This is a genomic window from Alcaligenes pakistanensis (assembly GCF_014652815.1).
GTDB lineage: Bacteria > Pseudomonadota > Gammaproteobacteria > Burkholderiales > Burkholderiaceae_B > Alcaligenes > Alcaligenes pakistanensis.
In genome coordinates, this window is record NZ_BMZN01000003.1 from 229,729 (window position 1) to 255,560 (window position 25,832).

At 55.3% G+C, this 25,832-nt stretch carries 24 protein-coding genes; 10 read left to right on the top strand and 14 right to left on the bottom strand.

From position 1 onward, the window contains the following. The first annotated feature begins 97 nt into the window (after positions 1-97). Complete coding sequence (locus tag IE156_RS10370) at positions 98-1,351, top strand: D-amino acid dehydrogenase (RefSeq protein ID WP_189392466.1); 1,254 nt, start codon at positions 98-100, stop codon at positions 1,349-1,351. 73 nt (positions 1,352-1,424) lie between these two features. On the opposite strand, the gene IE156_RS10375 is transcribed toward IE156_RS10370, so the two are convergent. Next, entirely contained in the window at positions 1,425-2,201 is a 777-nt protein-coding gene (locus IE156_RS10375; RefSeq protein ID WP_189392467.1) for a response regulator transcription factor, read from the bottom strand. 112 nt (positions 2,202-2,313) lie between these two features. On the opposite strand from IE156_RS10375, the gene IE156_RS10380 reads away from it, so the two are divergent. From IE156_RS10380 to thiC, 3 genes are all read left to right on the top strand, one after another. After that, positions 2,314-2,688, top strand: coding sequence for a helix-turn-helix domain-containing protein (locus tag IE156_RS10380; protein ID WP_189392468.1), 375 nt, complete (start codon positions 2,314-2,316; stop codon positions 2,686-2,688). A gap of 203 nt (positions 2,689-2,891) precedes the next feature. Beyond that, positions 2,892-3,269, top strand: a complete 378-nt coding sequence (locus IE156_RS10385) for a helix-turn-helix domain-containing protein (RefSeq protein ID WP_189392469.1) — start codon at positions 2,892-2,894, stop codon at positions 3,267-3,269. 189 nt (positions 3,270-3,458) lie between these two features. Further along, complete coding sequence (gene thiC, locus IE156_RS10390; protein WP_189392470.1) at positions 3,459-5,375, top strand: phosphomethylpyrimidine synthase ThiC; 1,917 nt, start codon at positions 3,459-3,461, stop codon at positions 5,373-5,375. Positions 5,376-5,822: 447 nt separating this feature from the next. Here thiC and IE156_RS18640 read toward each other — a convergent pair whose 3' ends face one another. From IE156_RS18640 to IE156_RS10420, 6 genes are all read right to left on the bottom strand, one after another. After that, positions 5,823-6,485: a YiaD family glycine zipper/OmpA-like lipoprotein gene (locus IE156_RS18640; RefSeq protein ID WP_472238527.1), complete on the bottom strand. Its 663-nt coding sequence runs from the start codon at positions 6,483-6,485 to the stop codon at positions 5,823-5,825. Between the two features lie 181 nt (positions 6,486-6,666). Beyond that, on the bottom strand, positions 6,667-7,656 hold the full coding sequence (locus IE156_RS10400; protein ID WP_189392471.1) for a Bug family tripartite tricarboxylate transporter substrate binding protein: 990 nt from the start codon (positions 7,654-7,656) through the stop codon (positions 6,667-6,669). 69 nt (positions 7,657-7,725) lie between these two features. Further along, positions 7,726-8,463 carry an amino acid ABC transporter ATP-binding protein gene (locus tag IE156_RS10405; protein ID WP_189392472.1) on the bottom strand — a complete coding sequence of 246 codons (738 nt, stop codon included), beginning with the start codon at positions 8,461-8,463 and terminating at the stop codon, positions 7,726-7,728. A gap of 60 nt (positions 8,464-8,523) precedes the next feature. Then, positions 8,524-9,618, bottom strand: a complete 1,095-nt coding sequence (locus IE156_RS10410; protein ID WP_189392473.1) for an amino acid ABC transporter permease — start codon at positions 9,616-9,618, stop codon at positions 8,524-8,526. Further along, positions 9,619-10,803, bottom strand: a complete 1,185-nt coding sequence (locus IE156_RS10415; protein WP_189392474.1) for an amino acid ABC transporter permease — start codon at positions 10,801-10,803, stop codon at positions 9,619-9,621. It abuts the gene before it with no gap. Between the two features lie 98 nt (positions 10,804-10,901). Then, entirely contained in the window at positions 10,902-11,918 is a 1,017-nt protein-coding gene (locus tag IE156_RS10420) for an amino acid ABC transporter substrate-binding protein (RefSeq protein WP_189392475.1), read from the bottom strand. Between the two features lie 220 nt (positions 11,919-12,138). Between IE156_RS10420 and IE156_RS10425 the strand changes: the two genes are divergently transcribed. The 3 genes from IE156_RS10425 to mutY are packed head-to-tail and all read left to right on the top strand — an operon-like array spanning position 12,139 to position 14,806. Continuing rightward, complete coding sequence (locus tag IE156_RS10425) at positions 12,139-12,810, top strand: cell division ATP-binding protein FtsE (protein ID WP_189392476.1); 672 nt, start codon at positions 12,139-12,141, stop codon at positions 12,808-12,810. After that, on the top strand, positions 12,807-13,715 hold the full coding sequence (locus IE156_RS10430; RefSeq protein WP_189392477.1) for a cell division protein FtsX: 909 nt from the start codon (positions 12,807-12,809) through the stop codon (positions 13,713-13,715). The genes IE156_RS10425 and IE156_RS10430 overlap by 4 nt, the downstream gene beginning before the upstream one ends. Continuing rightward, entirely contained in the window at positions 13,715-14,806 is a 1,092-nt protein-coding gene (gene mutY, locus IE156_RS10435) for an A/G-specific adenine glycosylase (protein ID WP_189392478.1), read from the top strand. The genes IE156_RS10430 and mutY overlap by 1 nt, the downstream gene beginning before the upstream one ends. Before the next feature lie 51 nt (positions 14,807-14,857). On the opposite strand, the gene rodA is transcribed toward mutY, so the two are convergent. From rodA to IE156_RS10460, 5 genes are all read right to left on the bottom strand, one after another. Beyond that, positions 14,858-16,000, bottom strand: a complete 1,143-nt coding sequence (rodA, locus tag IE156_RS10440; RefSeq protein ID WP_189392479.1) for a rod shape-determining protein RodA — start codon at positions 15,998-16,000, stop codon at positions 14,858-14,860. Next, complete coding sequence (gene mrdA, locus IE156_RS10445; protein WP_189392480.1) at positions 15,997-17,856, bottom strand: penicillin-binding protein 2; 1,860 nt, start codon at positions 17,854-17,856, stop codon at positions 15,997-15,999. The genes rodA and mrdA overlap by 4 nt, the downstream gene beginning before the upstream one ends. A gap of 14 nt (positions 17,857-17,870) precedes the next feature. Continuing rightward, positions 17,871-18,452 (bottom strand): rod shape-determining protein MreD, encoded by a 582-nt coding sequence (gene mreD / locus IE156_RS10450; protein ID WP_189392481.1) that lies wholly within the window; start codon positions 18,450-18,452, stop codon positions 17,871-17,873. Next, the gene (mreC, locus tag IE156_RS10455; RefSeq protein ID WP_189392482.1) at positions 18,436-19,317 is read right to left on the bottom strand and encodes a rod shape-determining protein MreC; all 882 of its coding nucleotides are present in this window, start codon (positions 19,315-19,317) and stop codon (positions 18,436-18,438) included. The genes mreD and mreC overlap by 17 nt, the downstream gene beginning before the upstream one ends. 62 nt (positions 19,318-19,379) lie before the next feature. Continuing rightward, positions 19,380-20,423 (bottom strand): rod shape-determining protein, encoded by a 1,044-nt coding sequence (locus IE156_RS10460; RefSeq protein WP_189392483.1) that lies wholly within the window; start codon positions 20,421-20,423, stop codon positions 19,380-19,382. Positions 20,424-20,694: 271 nt separating this feature from the next. Between IE156_RS10460 and gatC the strand changes: the two genes are divergently transcribed. The 3 genes from gatC to gatB are packed head-to-tail and all read left to right on the top strand — an operon-like array spanning position 20,695 to position 23,990. Then, positions 20,695-21,003: an Asp-tRNA(Asn)/Glu-tRNA(Gln) amidotransferase subunit GatC gene (gene gatC / locus IE156_RS10465; protein WP_189392484.1), complete on the top strand. Its 309-nt coding sequence runs from the start codon at positions 20,695-20,697 to the stop codon at positions 21,001-21,003. Between the two features lie 9 nt (positions 21,004-21,012). Further along, positions 21,013-22,533 carry an Asp-tRNA(Asn)/Glu-tRNA(Gln) amidotransferase subunit GatA gene (gene gatA, locus IE156_RS10470; protein ID WP_189392485.1) on the top strand — a complete coding sequence of 507 codons (1,521 nt, stop codon included), beginning with the start codon at positions 21,013-21,015 and terminating at the stop codon, positions 22,531-22,533. Then, positions 22,533-23,990, top strand: a complete 1,458-nt coding sequence (gene gatB, locus IE156_RS10475; protein ID WP_189392486.1) for an Asp-tRNA(Asn)/Glu-tRNA(Gln) amidotransferase subunit GatB — start codon at positions 22,533-22,535, stop codon at positions 23,988-23,990. The genes gatA and gatB overlap by 1 nt, the downstream gene beginning before the upstream one ends. A 79-nt stretch (positions 23,991-24,069) precedes the next feature. On the opposite strand, the gene pyrE is transcribed toward gatB, so the two are convergent. Together pyrE and IE156_RS10485 are read right to left on the bottom strand one after the other, a co-directional pair. Next, on the bottom strand, positions 24,070-24,744 hold the full coding sequence (pyrE, locus tag IE156_RS10480) for an orotate phosphoribosyltransferase (RefSeq protein ID WP_189392487.1): 675 nt from the start codon (positions 24,742-24,744) through the stop codon (positions 24,070-24,072). Between the two features lie 53 nt (positions 24,745-24,797). Next, complete coding sequence (locus IE156_RS10485) at positions 24,798-25,688, bottom strand: LysR family transcriptional regulator (protein ID WP_189392488.1); 891 nt, start codon at positions 25,686-25,688, stop codon at positions 24,798-24,800. Positions 25,689-25,832 lie beyond the last annotated feature (144 nt).

Genomic DNA, 25,832 nt, shown 5'->3' on the forward strand with positions numbered 1-25,832 from the left:
TAGACGGATAAAACGTATCGAATTGCGACAGAACGCGCGGTCTTGCCGCGCCTGAACGCAACACTCTCCCTCTCGGGTGATGCTCCCAAGGAACCGTATGAAGATCCTCGTGCTAGGTGCTGGAGTAGAAGGTGTAACCAGCGCTTATTATCTTGCTCGCCAAGGACATAACGTAACGGTCGTTGACCGCATGTCTGGGCCTGCTCTGGAAACCAGTTTTGCCAACGCCGGTCAGCTCTCCTTTGGTTATGCCTGCCCGTGGGCTGCGCCGGGTATCCCGCGCAAGGCCATTAAGTGGATGTTCGACAAGCACCCTCCCCTGACCATTCGCCCCGACGGCACACTGAGCCAAATTAAGTGGCTGCTGGCCATGTGGCGCAACTGCACAGCGGATCGCTATGCCGTCAATAAAGAACGTATGGTGAGGCTGGCTGAATACAGCCGCCATTGCATGGCCGAGCTGCGCGCCCAGACGGATATCCAGTTCGAACATCGTTCCCAAGGCACCTTGCAAGTATTCCGCACCCAAAAGCAACTGGATGGCATTGCGGCAGATATCGAGGTGCTGAAAGAAGCCGGCGTGCCCTATGAGCTACTGGCCGCGTCTGAACTGCATACGATCGAGCCCGCCCTGCGTCATGTCGAGCACAAATTGAGCGGTGGGCTGCGTTTCCCCGAAGACGAAACCGGCGACTGCCAAATGTTCACCCGTCGCCTGACCGAGCTGGCTGAACAGGAAGGCGTGGAATTCCGTTGGAATCAGAATATTCAGCGTATTCACAGCAGCGGCAATGAAATCAGTGGCGTGCAGTCCTCCGACGGCTTGCTGACGGCGGACGCCTATGTCGTGGCACTGGGTTCCTGGTCCACGGGCCTGATGAAAGACCTGCAAGCCATCCCGGTCTATCCCCTTAAGGGATACTCCATCACGGCTACGATTGCCGACGAATCCAGAGCGCCCCACTCCACCTTGCTGGACGAAAGCTACAAGATAGCCCTGACCCGTTTTGACAAGCGTATTCGAGTCGGTGGTATGGCTGAGGTGGTGGGCTTTAGCAAGCACCTGAATCCGCGCCGCGAACAAACGTTGCTGATGGTCTTGAACGATCTGTTCCCTGGCAGCTACCAAAGCGATGCAGATCTGCATTTCTGGACAGGCCTGCGTCCCAAGACACCGGACAGCACCCCGATTGTGGGCCGCAGCCGTTACTCCAACCTATTCCTGAATACCGGACACGGGACCTTAGGCTGGACCTTGGCCACCGGTAGCGCGCAACTGCTGGCTGATCTGATCAGCAACAAAGAGCCCGCCATCCGTGCAGACGACTTGTCGGTGCAGCGCTATTACTAAACCTCAAGCCGCTGCAACATAGAAAAAGGCTCTGCTCAGTTAATACTGGCAGAGCCTTTTTAATTGCCCTGTCCTAGTAACGCATGGGCTCTGCCAGTAGCTGGCAATTAGCGGCAAAGGTGTAGCCCCAGTTGTGGATAGAGCGGATGGGCAAAGCTGTCCCACCCTGCATGAATTTGCGCCGCATACGGCTGACCAGAACGCCTAGACGATTGATATGCAGGGCACCGGGTGGATTACTAATTACATCCGTCTTGCTGGCGACAGCACGCATCAGCTCGTAGTGGCTGGCCCGTTTATCTTCCTGTTGCAGCAAGCGCACAATAAAAGCACGCTCTGTGCTGGTTAGGCTGAACGAGATGCCTATAGGCGAGATCAGCGTCCAGCCCTCCTGATCCAGCACCCACTCCTGTGTCAAGGAAGGCTCAGGAATCACGGGCATATGCATCAGGCGACGTCGCAAGCTATGCAAACTGGCTGCTAGCAGCTCCAAAGAGGCATCTTTGGGGCAAAACTGATCCCCTCCGCTATGCAAAGCCTGGAGCATGGCTGAATCTGTCGCATCGGACTGCATCAGGATTCCGATTTGGGGACACAGGATACGCAGGCGCACAGCAGCCGAGCAGATCTCGGCCAAGGTGCCACCCAGCCAAGCGATACATATCGAGCCCGCATAACGGCCCCGTGTCTGGGCCAACTGCAGTAAGGCCGTCGCATCCGGGCAGAAAATAAGACGATAACCACGCTCTGCCAGCGCCTGAATTTTTTGTTCCAACAGGCTTCGATCAGGGATAGCACTGGCCAAGTACAGCACAACAGGACCGCCAGCAATTTCATTTGCAACCGACATAGTTGATACCTTAACTATAATGACATCTGATGACTCTGTCGGACAGTATAAATCACGACTGTGATTTTTAATTAAAACCATCGTGATTGACTTTGCATCAACAATCTGTTGTGTGAAACACTTTTCCGAACGCCTTCTCCATGCACGTCAACACCGCGGTCTTTCTCAGGCTGGTTTGGCACGTCTATGCGGATTGAGTCAAAGCGCAATTTCCAATTACGAAAATGGCACTCGTCGGGATGCCCGTGAAATTCTGGAACTGGCTAGAGCCTTGAATGTCAGCGCTCTTTGGTTGCGCAAAGGCACAGGCAAGATGGAATTCATGGATGACGGCTATACCTTGTCCGAACCCCAGGAAGGCCCTCCGATTGTCTCTTGGCCCTTCCGTCTCTTCTCCGTGGATGAAGTGGTTGCTTTGGCAGATGGTGAACGTGATTTGCTGGATCGCACTATCCGTCACTTGCTGGACGGCATGAGAAAACGCTAAATTCCGCTGCTTTCCGCCTGTTTACCAGGCGCATCGCCGCTTGTCTCTGTATGGCATACACCCTACACCGATCCCGGTCCTGCCCGCGCTACCACAAAGCCCTTCCCCCAAGTCCTACTATCTATTTGAGCTTAACCGTTTTATCACATACGGGGTTTTTCTTCAAAACCATCGTGCAGGTCGTTCCATGAACAATCTGTAGTGTGAAACACTTCTCTGATCGCCTACGCCACGCCCGCCTGCAACGCGGCTTTTCCCAAGCCGAACTTGCACGCTTATGCAATCTCAGTCAAAGCGCCATCTCTAATTACGAGAGCGGTACGCGACGTGACGCGCGCGAGATTCTGGACCTGGCAAAAGCCCTGAATATCAGTGCCCAATGGCTCAAGAATGGACTGGGCACTATGGAGTTGAGCTCGGCCCATGCCTTGACACTGCAAGACTCCGGCGAAGGCCCACCCATTGTGAGCTGGCCATTCAGCCGTTTCTCCGTGGACGAAATCGTGGCTTTGCCTGCAAAAGAACGTGATCACCTGGATCAAACCATCCGGCACTTGCTTAATGGCATGAAAAGAAAATAAGCCTTATACGTCCACAAGACGCTCCAAGATACCTATACTTGTCAGCACGCAGGGGTACTCGCCAATTGGCGGGTTGAGACACACCCTCGTACCAGTACGGATAATGCCGATGCTGGGAGCGTGTGCCACAGGTGCAATGCCTGCCCGGTACTTCTTCCTATATCGGCTCCACCATCTTTTGGAGCTGCAATGACAAGCAAAACCCCTTCTTTTACGGCCACAGCGGCCAGCGTAGACCCGGCTGCGATCCAGCCCTTACCCAACTCCCGAAAAACCTACCAAACTGGCTCACGGCCTGATCTACGTGTGCCTTTTCGGGAAATTTCCCTGGCTGATACTCCCAGCCAATTCGGCGCCGAGCCGAACCCTTCTTTAAGCGTGTATGACACTAGCGGGCCTTACACAGACCCCACGGTGCAGATCGATATCCGCAAAGGCCTGCCACCGCTACGCCAAGCCTGGGTCGCCGAGCGCGGCGACACAGAGTTAATGGCAGGACTTAACAGCCAATACGGTCAGGTGCGCCAGGCCGATCCAGAACTGGACACGCTGCGCTTTGAACTCAAGCGCCAGCCCCGACGCAGCATTTCTGGCGCGAATGTCACTCAAATGCATTATGCGCGACGCGGCATCATCACACCCGAAATGGAGTTTGTAGCGATTCGGGAAAATCTGCGACGTGAGCAATACATTGAGAGTTTGCGCGCAAGCGGACCGCAAGGTGAAGAGATGGCTCGTCGCATGACTAAGGTACACCCTGGTCAAAGCTTCGGTGCCAGCTTACCGACCACGGTCACTCCCGAGTTTGTCCGGGACGAAATTGCGCGTGGCCGGGCCATTTTGCCCGCCAATATCAACCATCCGGAAACGGAGCCCATGATTATTGGCCGTAATTTCCTGGTGAAGATCAACGCTAATATCGGTAACTCCGCCCTGGGTTCCACGATTGGTGAAGAGGTCGAGAAAATGACCTGGGCGATCCGCTGGGGCGCGGACACCATCATGGATTTGTCTACGGGCAAGAACATTCACGAGACGCGCGAATGGATCATTCGTAACTCACCAGTTCCTGTCGGTACGGTGCCTATTTACCAGGCGCTGGAAAAGGTAGGCGGCATTGCCGAAGACCTGACCTGGGATATTTTCCGTGACACCCTGATCGAGCAAGCGGAGCAAGGTGTGGATTACTTCACGATTCACGCGGGCGTGCGTTTGCCCTTTGTGCCAATGACGGCCAGCCGCATGACAGGTATTGTGTCGCGTGGTGGTTCCATCATGGCCAAATGGTGTCTGGCGCATCACCGCGAAAGCTTCTTGTACGAGCGTTTCGAAGACATCTGCGAGATCATGAAGCAGTACGACGTGGCATTTTCACTGGGTGACGGTCTACGTCCTGGCTCGGGCTACGATGCGAATGATCAGGCTCAGTTCGCGGAGTTGCGCACCTTGGGTGAGTTGACCCAGGTAGCCTGGAAGCATGATGTTCAGGTCATGATTGAAGGTCCTGGTCATGTGCCTTTGCATTTAATTCCAGAGAATATGCAATTGCAGCTGGAGCACTGTCATGAGGCCCCTTTTTATACCCTGGGGCCTTTGGCGACCGATATTGCACCGGGCTACGACCACATCACTTCCGGTTTGGGTGCGGCAATGATTGCCTGGCAAGGCACGGCCATGCTGTGCTATGTGACGCCCAAGGAGCATCTGGGCTTGCCGAACAAGAAGGATGTGAAGGACGGCATCATTACGTACAAGATCGCGGCCCATGCGGCTGATCTGGCCAAGGGCCATCCTTCGGCGGCATTCCGGGACAATGCTTTATCCAAGGCCCGCTTTGAGTTCCGCTGGGATGATCAGTTCAATCTGGGTCTGGACCCGGATACGGCGCGTGAGTTCCACGATGAGACTTTGCCCAAGGACTCCATGAAAGTGGCGCACTTCTGCTCGATGTGTGGGCCCAAGTTCTGCAGCATGAAGATCTCGCAGGATGTACGGGACTATGCCAAGGCCAACGGCCTGGATGAGCAATCTGCTGTTGATTTGGGAATGAAGGAGATGTCGGTACAGTTTGTTCAGCAAGGGAGCAAGCTGTATCAGGATGCTTGATGCCTGTTTAAGGCAAACGTAGTTCAGGCCTGATGCTTGCCTACCCGCTTACAGCTTGGTATCGGCTTTGATAGATGAAAAGCCCTGAGTGGACTGTATGTCTGCTTAGGGCTTTTCCCTTTTTGAAATGTAGTGGCTCAAGTAAAGAAGAAGTCGCGTTTGTAGGCGAAAGAGATCGTTGCAGGAGACGCCAGTTAAGCCTAACTTACTGAATAGCCGCGGTATGAGTCCTTGGACTTCATTCAATAATCAGCCCTGACTCTCAAGAAACGGTAATGCCATCAACGACAACAGATAAGCGCCAATCGGCAGCTCACGGCTAACAACAGGCAGCAAGCAGAGGATACTGCCTTAAAACCGTGCTATTACTCACCGATCAAGCACAAAAAAAGCCCGGTTAGAAAACCGGGCTTCTTGTCAGCACGCGCTAAGGCGGCCAGCAGAGACTTACTTCTGCGGAGCGTACAAATACAACTCCACTCGACGGTTCATGGCACGGCCTTCTGCCGTCGCATTATCGCCAATCGGAGCACTTGCACCGCGGCCTTCAACCATCAAACGCCCCTGCCCCACACCCTGCTGATTCAGATAATTGGTCACAGCGCTTGCTCGGTTAACCGACAAAGTCTGATTAGTCTGTGCCGAACCCGTGCTATCGGTATGGCCGATAGACTTGGCGCGCAGCTCAGGATGCTGATTCATCGCACGAGCCACGCTATCCAGAACAGGCAGCAACGCAGGCTTCAGCTGATAACGCCCCGTGTCAAAAGACACACTGCTTGGAATGTTGACCCGCAAGCTGCCATCAGCCATTTCAGTCACATCCACACCCAGACTGGTTGCGCCGGACTGCTGAACATCCTTCTTGATGCCAGACCAGTTATAAGCAGCAATACCGCCAGCCAAGGCACCAATACCAGCACCGATCATGGCCGCCTTACTGCTGTCGCCAATCAAAGCACCAATACCCGCCCCCAAAGCGGCACCACCACCAGCACCGACGGCGGTACGACCGCCCGTGCCCATATTGTCCATAGTGCCGCAAGCGGCCAACAGGGAAAAAGCACCAGCGCACGCTGCTAATTTTGCAGAACGAATGGAAATTGTCATTATTGGCTCCGTAATCTCAAATTAAGTACCAGGACTGGTTGAACGCCCTAATACTAGCAAGCGGCGTCCAAAGCAGGTACCTCAAAACAGACTTCACTGCCTTCTTTAACAATTCTTAATCTTACGAGTAACCATCCAGACTTCAGTCACTCATTGCAACCAATGCTAAGCCCTTGAAACATCAGAACAACTCGGCACCCGAGTCGGCAACGACTTCTTTGTACTTCTTAAGGTCCTTGCTGACAAGCTCGCTGAATTCCACCATGGTGCCCGGCTGCACATCAGAGCCCATAGTCGCCAACGCTTCACGCACGGCAGGGTCCATCAAAGCCTTGGCATAAGCGGCATGCAGCTTGTCCAAAACAGGCTGCGGAGTGCCGCCAGTAGCAAACACACCAAACCAGGTGCCCAGATCAAAAGGTTTCACACCGGCTTGCTCCATGGTGGGCACTTCAGGCAAAAAGCTGGAGCGCTCCAGAGTCGTCACCGCCAAGGCTTTAACAGTATCCGCCTTGATCAAAGGCGCAGCGGAGGCCAGGTTATCAAACATGAAATGCACTTGGCCAGCCAGCAAAGCCGTCTTGGCAGGGTTGGCACCAGCATAAGGTACGTGCACAGAGTTGATCTCGGCGCGAGTGTTCAGCACTTCACCCGCCAGGTGCCCAGCGCTACCGTTACCGCCCGATGCAAAGTTCATCTGACCAGGGTGCTCTTTGGCGTAGCTGACCAGGTCCTGGACCGTAGCAATCTTGTTTTGCTCGGCAAAGTCTTTGTTCACGATCAGGATGTTGGGCACCGAAGCGACCAAAGCGATAGGCTCAAAACTCTTGATCGGATCAAAAGGTACCGTCTTGTACAACCAAGGATTGATAGAGTTAATCGCTACCGCACCCATCATCAGGGTGTAACCGTCTGGCGCTGCCTTGGCCACGATACTGGCGCCGATATTGCCACCCGCACCGGATTTATTCTCCACCACCACCGTGCCCAGATCACCTTTGACGCGTTCAGCCAGCAAGCGAGCCATGCTATCCAGAGGACCACCCGGAGGGTAAGGCACCACGAACTGAATAGGTTTGGAGGGGTAAGAATCCTCTGCCATCACAGCAGGCGCAGCTACAACAGCCGCAACACCAGAGACAGCCAGCAGCCACTTACAGACACGAAACATCACTTTTTTCCTTGAAATTAAAATGCATATGGGCTGCACGAGGCAGCCCATCAAGAGCAGCCCTTGATCTTAATGAATGATCTGGCTTAAGAACTCGCGCGTTCTTTCACTGCGTGGCGAGTCAAAGAACTCATCAGGCGTATTTTGCTCGATGATTTCACCCTGATCCATAAAGATGACCCGATCAGCCACTTTACGCGCAAAACCCATCTCATGGGTCACGCACAGCATGGTCATGCCGGTATGGGCCAACTCAACCATCACTTCCAGCACCTCTTTGACCATTTCCGGGTCCAGAGCCGAGGTTGGCTCGTCAAACAGCATGATTTTAGGCTCCATGCACAAGGAACGTGCAATGGCCACGCGCTGCTGCTGACCGCCGGAAAGCTGTCCGGGATACTTATCCGCCTGTTCAGGAATACGAACCCGCTCCAAGTACTGCATGGCCAGTTCCTGCGCTTGAGCCTTGGTTTTACGACGCACCCACATAGGCCCCAAGGTCAGGTTCTCCAACACAGTGAGGTGTGGGAACAAATTGAAATGCTGGAACACCATACCGACATCGCGTCGGATGGCTTCTACCTGGCGTACATCGTTGGTCAGCTCTTCGCCAGCCACAATAATCTGCCCCTGTTGATGCTCTTCCAAACGGTTGATGCAACGAATCAGGGTGGACTTGCCCGAGCCCGATGGCCCGCAAATAACGATGCGCTCGCCCGAGGCCACATCCAGATTGATGTTACGCAGCACATGAAACTGCCCATACCATTTATTGACGTTCTTTAGCTGAATAATGGCGTCTGCCATGCAAAACTCCTTGTCTAGCCAGCAAAGCGTCGGGTCGCCCCAAACGCTTTACTACCTGTGTCAGCGTTCATACCCCGTTTCCAAGCGTCGCTCCAGAGCACGACTGTAGCGAGAGATGGAGTAGCAGAACACAAAATAAATAAGTGCGATGAACAGATAGGCTTCCCGGCTGAACCCACGCCAGGCCGCATCGGCCAGGGCCACTTTGGCCGCCTGGGTCAAATCGAAGATACCGATAATAACGACCAGGGAGGTGTCTTTGAACAGGGAGATAAAGATGCCTACCAGAGGAGGAATCACGATCTTAAGCGCCTGTGGCAGGATAATCTGACGCATGGTGCGCCAGTAGCTCAGACCCAGTGACTGCGCCCCCTCGTACTGCCCTTTGGGAATAGCTTGCAGTCCGCCACGCACGGTTTCCGCAATGTAGGCAGCGGCAAACAGAATAATGGCGATCTGGGCACGCAGCAGCTTGTCGATGTTAAAGCCCTCGGGCATGAACAAAGGCAGCATCACCGAGGACATGAACAGCAGGCTGATCAGCGGTACGCCACGAATCAGCTCGATGTAGACCACGCACACCGCTTTGACAGCGGGCAGACGCGAGGTACGTCCCAAAGCCAGCAATAAACCCAATGGGAAAGCGAAAGCAATGCCGAAGGTAGCCAGAATCAAGGTCAGTGGTAAACCACCCCACAGGCTGTTTTCCACATAGCTCAGGCCAAACAGGCCACCCCACATAAAGATGCCCACAACAGTCAGGCCGACCAGCCACAACAAAGGCAGCCAAGGCTTCCAGAACCAGCGTATGCAGCTGCAAACAATCAGCAGAGTCAGCAGCACCGAGGCCAGCAAGGGCCGCCACTGCTCGTCGTAGGGATAGATACCAAACAGGATCAGGCGATGCTTTTCACGGATAAACGCCCAGCAAGCGCCTGCACTGGCACGACAGTCCTGCGCGGTTTGCGCGTCGAAATTGGCCTTGATGAACAGCCAGTCCAGGACGGCAGGCACGGTCATCAAGAGCAGCCAAGCCGACAAGACCGTCAAAATGGCATTTAAGGGGGAGGAAAACAAATTCTGGCGCAGCCAGCCCAAGGTACCCCGCTGTAGCGGTGGTGGCCCGGTTACGGTGGATGTAGGCGTAAGACTCATTTAGCGCTCCACCAAGGCGATACGATTGTTGTACCAGTTCATAAAGACCGAGATCGACAGGCTGACCGTCAGATACGCCGCCATGATGATCAAAATGCCTTCAATCGCCTGCCCCGTCTGGTTCAAGGTGGTGTTCACCACAGACACAATATCGGGATAGCCAATGGCGACAGCCAATGAACTGTTTTTGGTCAGATTCAGATACTGGCTGGTCATGGGGGGCACGATCACCCGCAAGGCCTGAGGCAAGACCACCAGACGCATCATGCGACCACGAGACAAACCCAAGGCCTGAGCTGCTTCCCATTGCCCTTTGCCCACTGCCTGAATACCGGAGCGCACCACTTCAGCCACAAAGGCCGAGGTATAGGTGATCAGGCCAGCCAGAAGCGCCGCGAACTCGGGCGATAAGGTCAAACCACCAACAAAGTTGAAGCCTTGCAGACGTGGTACATCCAGGGCCAGCGGCGCGGGGCTAAGGACCAAGGCCAATGCCGGCATCAGGATCAACAAGAGCAAGCCAAAGCGAATTGTGGGGAAAGGACGGCCTGTTTTTTCCAGACGACGACGCGCCCAGTGCGCCATCAAGACCCATAGCACCACGGCCACGCCCAGACCGATAAAGATCCAGTCCATGCCATCACCCTGCAAGGTGGGCAGTTTCAGGCCGCGATTGGACAGAAAGACGCCGCCGACCGGATTTAAGGCCTGCCGAGGTCCCGGCAAGGTTTCGGTAATCAGGGCATACCAGAAGAATAATTGCAGCAGCAGTGGCACATTACGCATCACTTCCACGTAAAAACCAGCCAGCCGGGAAATCAGCCAGTTCTTGGACAAGCGTGCAATGCCCAGAATCGTGCCAAACACGGTTGCGGCAATAATGCCGATAACCGCTACTTTCAAGGTATTGACCAGGCCAACCAGAATGGCTCGCCCATAGGTATCGGCAGGCGTGTAAGCCACGGCCGATTCGCCAATGGCAAAACCTGCCTCACGATTGAGGAAATCAAAACCCGTGGAAATATTGCGTACCGCCAGATTGTGCAAGGTATTGGAGACCAGATACCAAACGCAAAAACCCAGCACGCCCAAAATCAGCACCTGATAAATAATGCCGCGTGTAAACGGATCATTCCAGGACAAGCGCCGTTTAGGGGCTGGCGCGGCAGGTGTATTTTGTGCCATAGCGTAAAACCCGTGGTTGCAGCACTACGCGTAGCCCTGCGAGGTGGCGCGCGTCTGGCCGAAGCCAGACGCAACAACAAACAGTGAAGATCGAAATCTTAACGCACTGGCCAGCCGTACATCACCCCACCGTCACGCCATTGTGCATTCAAACCGCGATCCAGCTTCAATGCAGTGGATTTACCCAGATTACGCTCGAAGCTTTCGCCGTAATTGCCGACCTGTTTAATTATGTTGTAGGCCCACTTGTTATCCAGCTTCAGACCTTTGCCCAGTTCGCCGGACACACCCAAAATACGCTGAATATTGGGATTATCGCTCTTGGTCTTTTCATCTACGTTAGCGCTGGTAATGCCATATTCTTCGGCTTCCAGCATCGCATTCAGTGTCCAACGTACCAAGGTGAACCAGTCATCATCACCCTGACGCACGAATGGGCCTAAAGGCTCTTTGGAGAAATCCTCCGGCAAAATATCGAATTCATCCGGCGTGGTCTGGGCAGCACGCATGGCAGCCAGCTGCGACTTATCGCTGGTAAAGCCATCGCAACGACCCGACGTGAAGGAACGCATGGCCTCTTCAGGGTTGTTAATCACCACAGGGTTGAATTTAATGCCTTGGCCACGGAACCAGTCAGCCAGGTTCAGCTCGGTCGTGGTGCCTGGCTGTACGCATACAGCAGCCCCATCCAGCTCTTTGGCGCTTTTGACTCCCAAGGTCTTTTTAACCATCACACCCTGGCTGTCATAGTAGTTAACGCCAGTGCTGACCAAACCCAAGGTCGTGTCACGCGAAATCGTAGCGGTTGTATTACGAGTCAGGACATCGACCTCGCCCGATTGCAAGGCGGTGAAGCGTTGCTGGGTGGTCAAAGGCGTAACTTTGAATTTCTTGGCATCACCAAAAACAGCGGCGGCGATGGCACTGCACATGTCAACGTCAATGCCTGACCAGACGCCCTTACTGTCTGCCAGCGAGAATCCTGCGATACCGGTTGAAACGCCACACTGAACAAAGCCCTTTTTCTTGACTGAGTCCAGCGTTTCACCTGCGTGTACATTGGCGGCAAACGCCATCAACGCAACACTACATGCAATGGTTTTCACTAAGGTCATGGAATATCACCTCCTGTTTACTTTTGGTAAATGGATGCAGATTACAATTGCAGCTAAGCTGTGGTGTCCAATCGTAGAGCCAGTCTGTAGAAACAAAAATCGGGGGTTTCCCTCTAACAGTCTGACATTTACTTTTACCTACGCCGACATTTTCATGCCAGCCCCTACGGTAATTCCATAGGGGTTTTCCAAGCAGATTCCTCTTTAATTGTGCGTCGCGATGATCGAGTTTCAACACGTTTTCAAATCGTATGGCCGCAGTAAAAATATTCTTGCCGACATTAATTTTCGCATTGATGACGGCGAATTTATTTTTGTGTCTGGCCCGTCCGGAGCCGGTAAATCCACCCTGCTGCGCCTGATCGGCGGTCTGGAACTGCCTAGCCGCGGCTCGGTGCAGGTTAATGGACACCGGCTAGACAAGCTCCCGGCCCGCGCTCGGCCGTATCTGCGGCGTGCTGTCGGCGTTGTGCTGCAAGATACGCACTTGCTGCAAGACCGAAGCGCACTGGACAATGTGCTCTTACCCTTGGCTGTGGTGGGTCTGGAACCCAGTACCGCCCACGCACGTGCCCGTGCTGCCATGGAAAAAGTAGGCTTGCGCGGCAAAGAGGATTTAAAACCTGTGGAAATGTCCGGTGGGGAACAACAACGGCTGGCTATTGCCCGAGCCATTGTGAATCGCCCTGCCATTTTGATTGCGGACGAGCCCACCGCCAATCTGGACGCCGATAACGCCAAACGCATCATGGATGTATTAATGGACTTTAACCGGGTGGGGGTGACTACGCTGATTGCCTCGCACGATCTGAATTTAATGTCTCGCTATGCCCGTAGAACACTGCTGATTCAAGACGGCCGCTTTTCCGATCACCCAGGAGTGCAGGCATGAGAACCTGGCTGCGTCATCACCAATATGCCTTTCTGGTCGCCTTGCGCCGCCTGAAAGTGCAGCCCTTCTCGTCCCTGTCCAATCTGCTGGTCATTGCCCTGACCTTGGCCGTACCGGTTTTGGGAGCCAGTATCTTGCTGGCCGCCCAGCCCGTGGTGCGCGAGATTCCCACCTCACCCGAAATGACCGTGTTCATGAAACAGAACAGCACGCTGGAACAGGCCCAAGCCTTCAGCCAGGCAGTTGGGAAAGAGTTTCAGGCCGAGCTGGCCAATGTCCGACTGGTCAGCAAAGAACAGGCGCTGAAACAGCTGCAAAGCAATCCCAGCTGGACGGATGCGTTGGGGGCTTTGCCCAGTAACCCCTTGCCGCACGCGATTGTGCTGACCCTGCATGAAACCCCGGATCTGGTAACGCGGGCCGACTCCCTGGCCAAGACCTTGCAAACCCGTGACGGCGTGGACAGCGTGCTGCTGGACAGCGAATGGGTGCAACGTCTGGCTGCCATCTTGAGCTTCATCCGCATTGGCTTATGGATTTTGATGGCGGGCGTGGGCGTAGTGGTGATTGCGACCGTATTCAATACGGTCCGTCTGCAAGCCCTGAACCAGCGTGAGGAAATTGCGGTAGCCCGTCTGGTCGGTGCTACCGAGGCCTTTGTACGCCGCCCCTTTCTGTATATGGGCGCGCTGACTGGCCTGCTTGCCAGCGCCCTGGCCTGCGGCTTGGCCTTATTGGCCCTGACTCCCCTGAACAAAGCTTTATCCAGTCTGGCCCAAAGCTACGGCGTCCAATTGACGCTGAGCCTGCCAGAATTCTCTCTCTTACTGACAGCCGCCATTCTGGTCGCTATTTTGGGCGCACTGGCAGCTCGCTGGTCTGTTACCCGTAGTACTCAATACTGATGTCGCTTCCTGTACCCTGCCCCAACAATCTGGCCGAAAAAGTGGTGGCCTGGCAAAAAACGTCCGGCCGCCACCACCTTCCTTGGCAGAACACGCAAGACCCCTATCGTGTCTGGCTCTCGGAAATCATGCTGCAACAAACCCAAGTCGCGACTGTACTGGGATATTACGAGCGTTTTCTGGAACGCTTCCCCACCGTCAAGGACCTGGCCGCTGCCGAACAAGACGAAGTAATGCCCTATTGGGCGGGGCTGGGCTACTACGCCCGTGCCCGTAACCTGCACCGCTGCGCCCGTGAGGTCATGGAACAATGGGGTGGCAGTTTCCCTCGCCAAGCGGTCGATTTAGCGACTCTACCCGGCATAGGCCGCTCCACAGCCTGTGCCATCGCCGCCTTCTGTTTTGGGGAGCGCAGCCCCATCATGGACGGCAACGTCAAACGCGTTTTTACCCGCTATTTTGGGGTGTACGGACCTACGCAAAAAAAGGCGGTGGAAAATGCACTGTGGGCGCAGGCCGAGGAAGTAGTGGCTTTAGCTCCTGCCGACCTGAACATGGCCACCTACACTCAAGGGCTGATGGATCTGGGCTCGCAGTGCTGTACTCGCAGCAAACCCACCTGTAGTCTCTGTCCCCTGCAAAGCGACTGCTACGCCCACACGCATCAGGCGCAGTCTGAGCTGCCCAGCCCCAAAGAGCGCCTCCGCCAGGATGAACGCTATGCGCACGTGCTGATTCTGGAATTGAACGGCCAGGTATTGCTGGAGCAGCGTCCGGATAAAGGCATTTGGGGGGGGCTGCTGACCTTGCCTCAGTACGACGATGCCATGAGCCTTCAAACCGCTGCCTTGCATTGGTCCCGCGAAGAAGCTATTTCATTGGCTTCATTTCAGCACGTGTTTTCGCACTTCAAGCTGCACATCACGCCTTGGCTGCTGCAAGTCGACGAGTTTGACTTAGCCGAGCCAACTGCTGGCCAGCAATGGCAGGATCATGAAGCGCTGGAACAGACCGCTTTGCCGGCGCCCATACGCAAGTTGCTGCTGGGCCTGTACCAGAGCAAAGACAGCGAACAGTTGATATTAGGGTGATAGGCCCCCCAGCGCAGTCGTGGGGGGATTACCGTATAGAAAGCTGGCTTATTAAGTAGGCCGTGCCGGTTTATCGTTGCTGATGCTCATCAACATCCCGCACGCGACTCCCAGAGTCATCAATGCAGTACCGCCATAGCTCAGGAACGGCAGGGGCACGCCCACCACAGGCAAAATCCCCGCCACCATGCCGATGTTCACGAACACATAAACGAACAGCATCATGGACATGGAGCCGGCCAGCAAGCGGCTAAATTGCGTGTGTGCCACGGCAGCAATCGACAAGCCGCGCAGGATCAACAAGGCATAGAGCACCAGCAGCATGATGCCGCCATACAAGCCAAACTCTTCTGCAAAGACGGCGAAAATAAAGTCTGTTGTGCGTTCAGGCACAAAGTCCAGATGAGACTGTGTCCCCATCATGTAGCCTTTGCCATAAACACCACCCGAACCAATTGCAATCATGGACTGGATGGTGTGAAAGCCTCTGCCTAGGCGATCACTGCCAGGATTAAGCAGCGTACACACCCGGTGTTTTTGATAGTCATGCAGCACGACCCAATCCATGTCTGGTACGCAGATATAGTCTTCGTAGTACAACAAGGCGCTGATACCCACGACCAGCACGACCACAATCGGCACAATCAGCTTGAAAGACAGGCCTGCAAAGTAAATAACGCAGAAACCAGCCGCGAACACCAGCAAGGCTGTACCCAAGTCGGGCTGACGCACAATCAGCAAGAACGGGATCATCAGCAAGATGCCCGCCACCATAAAGTCCAGCAAACTCATCTTGGCCCGCTGGTAACGATGAAAGTACCAAGCCAGCATCAAAGGCACCGAAATCTTAAGCATTTCCGAGGGCTGAATACGGGCCACGCCCAGATCCAGCCAGCGTGTAGCGCCCTTGCTGGTTTCGCCAAAGAACTCCACGCCCAAAAGCAACACTACGCCGATTGAATACACCACCGGGGCGAGCTTCATCCACATGGCAGGCGGAATCAAAGCCGCCAGCCACATCACTCCAAATGCCAGCAGAAAATTACGGACCTGGTCCGCAAAACGCCAATCTGTCCCGCCTACAGCCGAATGCATGACTGTCATACCCAGCGCGGCCATCAGCACCAGCAAGAGCAGCAAGGGCCAATCAAAGGCGGTAATGGCTCTCAGGCCCAGTTGCAAAAGCCGCCTCATTGCATCTGCCCCCGCTCTACCAGCCAATAATCAAAAACCTTGCGCACAATAGGTGCCGCCACCGAACCACCCCAACCGGCATTCTCTACAATCAGCGCCACTGCAATCTTGGGGTTCTCTGCCGGAGCGTAAGACATAAACAAAGCATGATCGCGCAAACGCTCGTCAATGGCATTGGCGTTGTACTTGGCCCCGCGCAAGCTAAACACCTGCGCTGTCCCGGTCTTACCTGCCGCTTGATACGCTGCACCAGCAAACGCCCGACGTGCAGTACCCAGGCGCACCACGTCCACCAACGCACGTTTGATCACATCCAGGTTGGCCTGCTTCAAGGGAATCAAGGTGGCATCAATGCGCACCGGCTGCTCAATTTCCGGATCGTGGGGGCTCAAGGTCTGAGTAACCAGATGCGGGGGACGCACAATCCCATTACTGGCCAGCACGGCGGTGGCATGCGCCAGTTGCAGCACGGTAAAGGAGTTATAGCCTTGCCCAACCGCTACCGAAATACTTTCACCGGCATACCAGCGCTGCTGAGCCGGTTTGCGGTAGGCCTGACGCTTCCATTCGGTAGAAGGCAAAATGCCTTGGCGCTCACCATCCAGATCAATGCCTGTATGTTGGCCAAAACCAAACTGCTTCATGAAGTCGTGCAGATTATCAACGCCGATTTCCGGGCCCAACGAATAGAAATAAGTATCCGAAGACACAACCAGGGCACGGTGCATATCGGTAGACCCGTATACCGCCCCACCCGCGTTGCGGAAGCGCTGGCCCCCGAACTCAAAATAGCCGGGGTCAGAAATACGATCCGTTGCCCGGCGCTTACCCAGCTCCAATGCGGCCAAAGCCACAAAGGGTTTGTAAGTAGAGCCGATAGGGTACGTGCCATACATAGGGCGATTAATCAGGGGATGATCTGGCGAATCGTTCAGCTTGCGCCAGTTTTCCACGTCAATACCGTCAATAAATAAGTTCGGATCAAAAGACGGGGCTGACACAAAGGCCAGCACTTCGCCTGTGCTGGGCTCAATCGCCACCAAAGCACCGCGTCGCCCGGCGAACATGGCCTCGGCCATTTTCTGCAAGCCAATATCCAGCGACAGGCGCAGGCTGGCACCGGGCACTGGGTCTACTCGGCTAAGCGTACGTACCGGACGGCCCGAAGCAGCCACTTCGACTTCCTCGATGCCGGTCCGGCCATGCAATGTCTTTTCCCAGGTCTTTTCAATTCCTTTTTTACCGATAACCTGCGTACCACGGTAGTTACCGGTTTGCCCGGTTTCTTCCAGACGCTGCTGGTCCCCCTCGGAAATACGGCCTACGTAGCCCAGCACATGGGCCGCAGCCTCGCCTTGAGGATATTCGCGCACCCAGCGGGCCTGCAAGGTCACACCTGGAAATTTAAAGGCATGAGCAGAGAACCAGGCGGCTTCTTCATCGCTCAGGTTATTGCGCAGCAGGGTTTCGGCATATCGGCTGTTTTGCGCCACGCTCTGCTTGAACCGACGCCGATCACGAGGGCTGAGCTCTACCAGCTCCCCGACCCGGTCCAACACATCGTCCAGAGGCGCAGCCAAGTTGGCGGGGATGGCAGACAAGGTGTAGTCCCGGTAATTACGTGCCAGGACTTCGCCATTACGGTCCAGGATCTCACCCCGTCTAGGGGTAATCGGAATAACAGCAATACGGTTTTGATCGGCTCGGGCGGCAAAGCCTTCGTAGCGCACCACTTGTAAATACCACAAGCGCACGCCCAGCACCCCTAACAGTACGCAGGCCAGAACGGCCGCCACCAGGGCACGAAACAACATGCGCTGACGTAACTGATGCGAGGTTTTTTTGAATTCAAACATGGCCGCCCTACCGATCAGGACGAACCGGAGTCGGACTCGTCCAGACGTCGCTGCGGCAAGAACAGCACACTATCGGCCAGCGGCCACAAGGCGGCGGTCAGCAGAGCGCCACCGGCCCACTCCCAACCAGACCATTCACCCACCAGCCAGGCATGCAGCACTCGCACGATCAACTGAGCCAGCAACATGACCACCGCCATGTGCAGGCAGTGGGTCCACATCCCAAAATTCAATATGCGCTTACGGAGCGACAAGGCACCGTACACCACCAGCACATAGGCCAAAGCGTGTTCACCCAGCAGGCTGCCATCATGGACATCAAGCAAAATACCCAACACAAAGGCCAGTGACATAGGCACCCGACGCGGCTCGTGTACCGCCCAAAAGGCCAGCACCAGCATCAGCATATCGGGGGCAAAGGGCAGCAGGCGCCAGGGCAGCATGGAGCTTAGCCACATCAGCAGAATCGAGCCCCATACCAACCAGGGGCTGGAGGCGCGCGAAAATGGGCTGCTGTCGATAGGCTGCAAGCTACTCAGCGAAGACGTCTTGCTTGTACGGCTAGAAGTATTCTGGGACTCAGCGCGTCGCATCATTGGCCTCGTCCTCTTCAAGAGAGCGTTCGCTCTCGGGCACCAGCAAAATCAGAAAATGGCGGTAACGCTCGGGATGGGACAAAGGGGTCACCAAAGCCAGCGCAAAACCCGAGGCGTCATCACGTTCAATACTGTTGACAGTACCGACGGGTAAGCCGGCAGGGAACAAACCGCCAATGCCACTGGTAATCAAGGTGTCGTCCGGCTCCAGGTCTACATCACCCGTCAGATAACGGACTTCCACCTTGCCACCAGGATTACCGCCAAAAGCGATCAAACGCAGGCCATTGCGCAATACCTGTACCGGCACCGAGACTTTATCGTCGGTAATCAGGGCAGCTTCAGAGGTAAAACGCGTGACACGCACCACTTGCCCAACCACACCGCCTTCATCAATCACCGGCATGCCGGCACGAATGCCACTGGCCGAGCCTTTATTGAAAATCAGGTGACGGGCGTAGCCATTTGGGGGTTCATAAAGAACTTCTACGGCGACAGACGGCTGGGTGACGGTATCAGCCACTTGCAACAAACGGCGCAACTGCTCATTTTCGGCAGAAAGCTGGGCTGCATGGGTCGATAATTGCGCCAGCTCGATACGCTGGCGCTGCAAGGCTTCTTTTTCAGATCGGGCGGTAGAGGCGGCGTCGGTCCAGCTACTAAAGTAGGTGACCAGATCGCGCGGAGCCAGCATGACGCGCTGAAAGGGATACAGCACGGCAGCCACAGCCTGACGCACCGGCTCGAGCACCGCATAGCGAGAGTCAGTAATCAACAAGGCGACTGCCAGCACCAAAAGAGCGGCCAGACGCAGCTCAGCGGATGAGCCTCGCCTAAATAGCCGGATGGAGCCTTGTTCTCGCATTAATCAAGCACTCGATCACTTGCCCCCACAAGCAGAGCACTGCCGTGGGGGTCAAGCAAAGATCAATCGTAAATAAATACAGACTCCAGACGCTCCAGATGTTCCAGAGCCTCGCCGCAACCTCGTACCACGCAGGTCAAGGGATCCTCGGCTACCACGACGGGCAAACCGGTTTCTTCCTGCAGCAGACGATCCAGATCATGTACCAGAGCACCACCGCCGGTCAGGACAATGCCCTTGTCGGTGATATCTGCACCCAGTTCAGGGGGAGTTTGTTCCAGAGCGGTTTTAACGGCAGAGACGATCTGATTCAAGGGGTCTGTCAGCGATTCCAGAATCTCGTTGGACGAAACGGTGAAACTGCGTGGCACCCCTTCGGACAAATTGCGACCCTTGACTTCAATCTCGCGAATTTCAGTGCCAGGGAATGCAGAACCGATCTGTTTTTTGATCAACTCAGCCGTGGGTTCACCAATTAGCATCCCGTAATTGCGACGGATGTAATTAATAATGGCTTCATCGAATTTATCGCCGCCGACGCGAACCGATCCTTTATAGACCATCCCGCCCAAAGAGATCACCGCCACTTCCGTCGTACCACCGCCAATATCGACCACCATGGAACCGCTGGCATCGGATACGGCCAGACCCGCACCGATTGCGGCCGCCATGGGCTCTTCAATCAGGTAGACCTTGCTGGCACCGGCGCCCAATGCTGATTCTTTGATAGCGCGACGCTCCACCTGAGTCGAGCCGCAAGGCACACACACAATAATGCGTGGGCTGGGGGCAAACATGCTGCGTGGATGCACCATGCGGATGAACTGCTTGAGCATCTGCTCGGTAACAGTAAAGTCCGCAATCACACCATCCTTCATGGGTCGGATGGCTTCGATATTGCCAGGCACCCGACCCAGCATCTGCTTGGCCTCCTGCCCGACGGCCTGAATGATTTTTTTACCATTAGGTCCACCTTCGTGGCGGATGGCTACAACGGACGGTTCATCCAGTACGATACCCTTGCCGCGTACATAGATAAGGGTATTGGCCGTACCGAGGTCGATTGCCATATCGCTGGAAAAGTAACTGCGTAGGAATCCGAACATGGGCGCGCAAAGTGTAAAGTGTTTGGGGAAAAAGGCAGGTAAATTCGGCGCGGAACTCAAGCGTAAAACGACAGGCACAAGAACCAGGCAACGAATTCAAAAATACCTGGAAAGGAAACGGTCAATGATAACTTATAATTGCTCTACATTAGGACTGTTTTAATGGTCAGTTAAGTTCTGTAACCCCCGCGTTTGCTGTAAAAGTGCCAAACTGTCCTTAACTGACGGATTTCCGCATTTTTTTATTACTCATTTTCCAGTACCCACCCACATGTCTATCACTGAACAGGATGTTGCCCGTATTGCGCAACTGGCGCGCCTTGATCTTTCTGCCGAACAAGCCTTGCAGGTCGAGCACGATTTAACGCGCATCCTGGGCCTGATCCAGACCTTGCAAACCGTTGATACTCAAGGCGTTGAGCCTATGGCCCACCCTTTGTCCGCGCGCCAGCAGATCAGTCTTCGCCTGCGCGAGGACAAGGCATTGCCCTCCGGCACAGTAGAAAGCCGCGAGACCATGATGCGCAACGCCCCCGCCGAGCAGGATGGCCTGTTTCTGGTGCCCACGGTCATCGAATAAAGCAAAACCATGTCTTTTACCCCTGAATTCGCGACAATCGCAGCGCTGCGCCAAGCTCTGCACAACAAAACCGTCAGTGCCCGCGAGCTGGCCCAACAAGCCTTGGACAATAGCGCCCGCCAAAAAGAGCTTAATGCCTTTGTGCAGCAGGACGCCGCCTTGACCCTGGCCCAGGCCGACGCCGCCGATGCCCTGATCGCCCAAGGCAAGACCGGTCCCTTGACCGGCATCCCGATTGCCCACAAAGATTTGTTCGTTACTAAGGATTGGCAGACCACCGCCTGCAGCAAAATGCTGGAAGGCTATGTCAGCCCCTTTAACGCCACGGTCGTTACCAAGCTGCAAACGGCCGGTGCCGTTTCGCTGGGCAAGCTCAACTGCGACGAGTTCGCCATGGGCTCGCGCAACGAAAGCTCGGTCTTTGGACCCGTGCGTAATCCTTGGGACCATTCCATGGTTCCCGGTGGCTCTTCGGGTGGCTCTGCCGCCGCTGTTGCCGCTGGCCTGGTTGCTGGTGCAACCGCAACCGATACCGGGGGTTCGATTCGCCAACCTGCCGCCCTGTGTGGCGTCAGCGGCATTAAACCTACCTACGGCACTATTTCGCGCTTTGGCATTATTGCTTACGGCTCCAGCCTGGATCAGGCCGGCCCGATTGCCCGCAATGCCCGCGATCTGCTGGATCTGCTTGAAACCATGTGTGGTTTTGACCCGCAAGATGCCACCAGCTTGGAATTTTGCGACGACCAGCCCAATACAGGCGCCCGTATTCGTCAGCAGTTTGAACAGCAACAGTCTCAGCAAGAGGCCCAAGGCAGCCAGCCGTTGAAGGGTTTGCGCATTGGTGTCCCCGCCCAGTTCTTTGGCTCTGGTCTGGACCCCGTGGTGGCGGATGCCATTGAAGCGGCACTGAAAACCTACGAAAGCCTGGGTGCAGAGCGCGTCACCGTGCAACTGCCTTTGACCGAGCTGTCCGTTCCTACTTATTACGTCATCAGCCCAGCCGAAGCCTCGACCAACCTGTCGCGCTTTGACGGCGTACGCTTTGGCCACCGCGCCAATCAGTACACCGACCTGAGCAGCATGATTTCCCGTTCGCGCTCCGAAGGCTTTGGCCCTGAAGTGGTACGTCGAATCCTGGTGGGCACCTATGTGCTTTCCCACGGCTACTACGACGCCTACTACCTGCAAGCCCAACGCGTGCGCCGCATGATTGTGGACGACTTCCAGAAAGTCTTTGAGCAGTGCGATCTGATCCTGGGCCCCGTCACCCCGGCCTTGGGCCGCAAGCTGGGCACCACCATTGAAGACCCCACTACCGATTGGCTGGGCGATATCTACACCCTGGGCGTCAGCCTGGCTGGCCTGCCCGCCATGTCCATCCCCTGCGGTTTCAGCAACGATGAGCGCCCCTTGCCCATCGGCCTGCAGATTATTGGCAACTACTTCCGCGAAGGCCAATTGCTGGCCTTTGCCGACCGCTTCCAGCAAGTCACCGACTGGCATCAACGTCAACCAGGACAACAATAATGGAATGGGAAATTGTGATCGGGCTGGAAACCCATACCCAGCTCTCGACCGAATCCAAAATCTTCTCCAGCAGCAGCACCCGCTTTGGCGCTTTGCCTAATACGCAAGCCAACGAAGTGGACATGGCCCTGCCCGGTGCACTGCCTGTCTTTAACCGTGGCGCAGCCGAACGGGCTATCCGCCTGGGTCTGGCGGTGGGTGGCCATATTGCCCCCCGCTCCGTGTTTGAGCGCAAAAACTATTTCTACCCTGATCTGCCCAAGAACTACCAGATCAGCCAAATGGAAATTCCGGTCATCAGCGGCGGCACCGTCAGCTTCATGCTGGGCGAAGAAGAAAAAACCATCAATCTGACTCGTGCCCACTTGGAAGAAGATGCCGGTAAATCCCTGCACGAAAACTTCCGTGGTCCATACGGCGAATCCAGCACCGGGATCGACCTGAACCGCGCGGGTACTCCGCTGCTGGAAATCGTGTCCGAACCCGAAATGCGCTCGGCCGCTGAAGCTGTAGGCTACGCACGTGCCTTGCACAGTCTGGTCGTCTGGCTGGGTATTTGTGACGGCAATATGCAGGAAGGCTCGTTCCGCGTGGACGCCAACGTCTCGGTGCGTCCCAAAGGCCAGAAAGAACTGGGCACCCGCTGCGAACTGAAGAACATCAACTCCTTCCGCTTTCTGGAACGCGCCATTCAGTACGAAGTGCGCCGTCAGATCGAACTGATTGAAGATGGTGGCAAGGTTGTTCAGGAAACCCGCCTATACGACTCGGACCGTGATGAAACGCGTAGCATGCGCAGCAAAGAAGATGCGCACGATTACCGTTACTTCCCCGACCCCGATCTGCCACCGCTGCTGATCAGCGAAGAATGGATCGAGCAGGTTCGTCAGGACATGCCCGAGCTGCCCGCACAAAAACTGGCTCGTTTCGAGCAGGAATTTGAGCTGAGCCGCTACGATGCGTCGCAACTGACCGTAGACCGTGCTACCTCGAACTTCTTTGAAGCCATCTTGCAAGCGGGTTCCAGCGCGAATGCCAAACTGGCCGCCAACTGGGTTCTAGGCGAGTTGTCGGCTGCCTTGAACCGTGAAGAGCTGACTATCGAGCACTCCAAGGTCAGCCCCGCACAATTGGCGCAGCTGATTGCCCGTATTGCAGACGGCACCATCTCCAACAAGATTGCCCGTGATGTATTTGCGGCCCAGTGGGATGGCGAGCTGAACGGCGATGTCGATGCCATCATCGACGCCCGTGGTTTGAAACAAATCAACGATGCCGGTGCCATTGGCGCCATGGTGGACGAAGTTCTGGCCGCCAACCCCAGCATTGTCGAACAGCACCGTGCGGGCAAGCCAAAAGCTTTTAACGCTTTGGTTGGTCAGGTCATGAAGGTTGCCAAAGGCAAGGCCAATCCGCAGCAGATCAACGATATGCTCAAGCAAAAACTGGATGCCTAAAGTCCGGTTCTGCGCGTAGCGGATAAAAAAACACCAGGCCAAAGCCTGGTGTTTTTTTTACTGCTCAAAACGCTACTGATCAGACGCCGTAGCGATCTCGGTAGGCTTTGACCTGGGGCGCATGGGCGTCCAAAGTCGTATCATCGGCCAGCACGGCCATGATGTCCGCCAAGGATGCAATGCTGATCACAGGAATACCATAAGCCTGCTCGACTTCCTGCACCGCAGAATGAGCAGACAGTTCCTGGTCATTACCCGCACGTTCCATACGATCCAGAGCAATCAGCACCGCAGCAGGTTCTGCACCTGCAGCCTTGATGATTTGCATGGATTCACGCACGGACGTACCGGCAGTAATCACGTCATCAATAATCACGACCTTACCTTGCAAGGGAGCGCCCACCAGAGTGCCGCCTTCGCCGTGGTCTTTGGCTTCTTTGCGGTTGAACGCAAAAGGCACGTCACGATCACCAATTTTAGGATGCTCGGCCAGCGCAATCGATGTTGCCGCTGCCAAAGGAATACCTTTGTAGGCAGGACCGAACAGCATGTCAAAAGACACGCCCGAATCCAGCAGAGCCTGAGCGTAGAAACGGGCCAGCTGACCCACGCTGCGTCCTGTATTGAACAGGCCGGCATTAAAAAAGTAGGGGCTCAAACGGCCAGACTTGACCTTGAACTCACCAAAGCGCAGCACCCCCTGTTCCAGGGAGAAGCGCACAAAATTGCGACGATTATCGTTATTAGCCGACATGACAGAGTATGAAAAAGAGAGAGACGAAAAGCATTTTAGCGTGTTGTGGCCCATCACTTGCCAGGAACCGCCAGTTCTTCCAATAAGAAGTCGATAAAACTGCGTACTTTAGGCGTCAAATAGCGACGGCTGGCATAGACAGCGTGCAGTTGCTGCAGCTCTTCGGTGTAGTTTGGCAACAGACGCAGCAGCCGACCACTGTTCAGATCATCCATTACCAGCCACTCGGGCAGATAAGCCAGACCAGCGCCGCCCAACGCACTGTAGTAAGTCAAATTCGTGTTGTCCGAACGCATCAACGGATTCAGGCGCAGGGACTCCGGCCCCTCCGGCCCCAAAAACTCAAAACTCGGTTGCTGCAGATAACTGGGGCTGATGGCGGGCAGTCGCATCACCTCCGCACAATTACGCGGCAAGCCATGTTTAGCCACAAACTCCGGGCTGGCCACCAGATGAAACGGTGTGGGACAAATAAGCCGCGCAATCTGGTGTGGCGCAGGCTCACGCATCACGCGCAAGGCCAAGTCAAAGCCTTCCGCTACCAAATCCACTTTGTGATTGCTCAGGCTCATATCCAGCGTGACCTCGGGAAATCGCATTTGGTAATCCAGCAACAACTGCGCCACTTTACGATTCGCGAACCAGACGGGCGCTGTCACCCGCAAAACCCCTTGCGGCTGATGCTCAGAACCCGACAAAGCCTGCTGGCCCCGCTCCAAGGTATCGAGCGCCTGTAAGCAGTAATCAAAGTAGGTCTGCCCCAACTCTGTCAGGCTCAAACGGCGGCTGCTGCGATGAAGCAAGCGGGCACCCAGCTGTTTTTCCAGATTGGCCAGATGTTTGCTGACCATAGGCGCTGACATATCCAGACGTTGCGCAGCCGCCGCAAAGCTGCCTGCCGCCACGATCTCCCGGAACACCCGCAAACTCTGAATCGTATCCATGCTTTCCTAATAAGAAAGTAACTAATGAAAATAGGGCTGTTTATTTCCTGATAGTAATTGATTAATCTTCAAAGAGCGGTAAGCCGGTGCCTGTCTGGGCCTTGGATGGGCGGGACCAGAACAAGGCTGACGTGCCTCATGTCT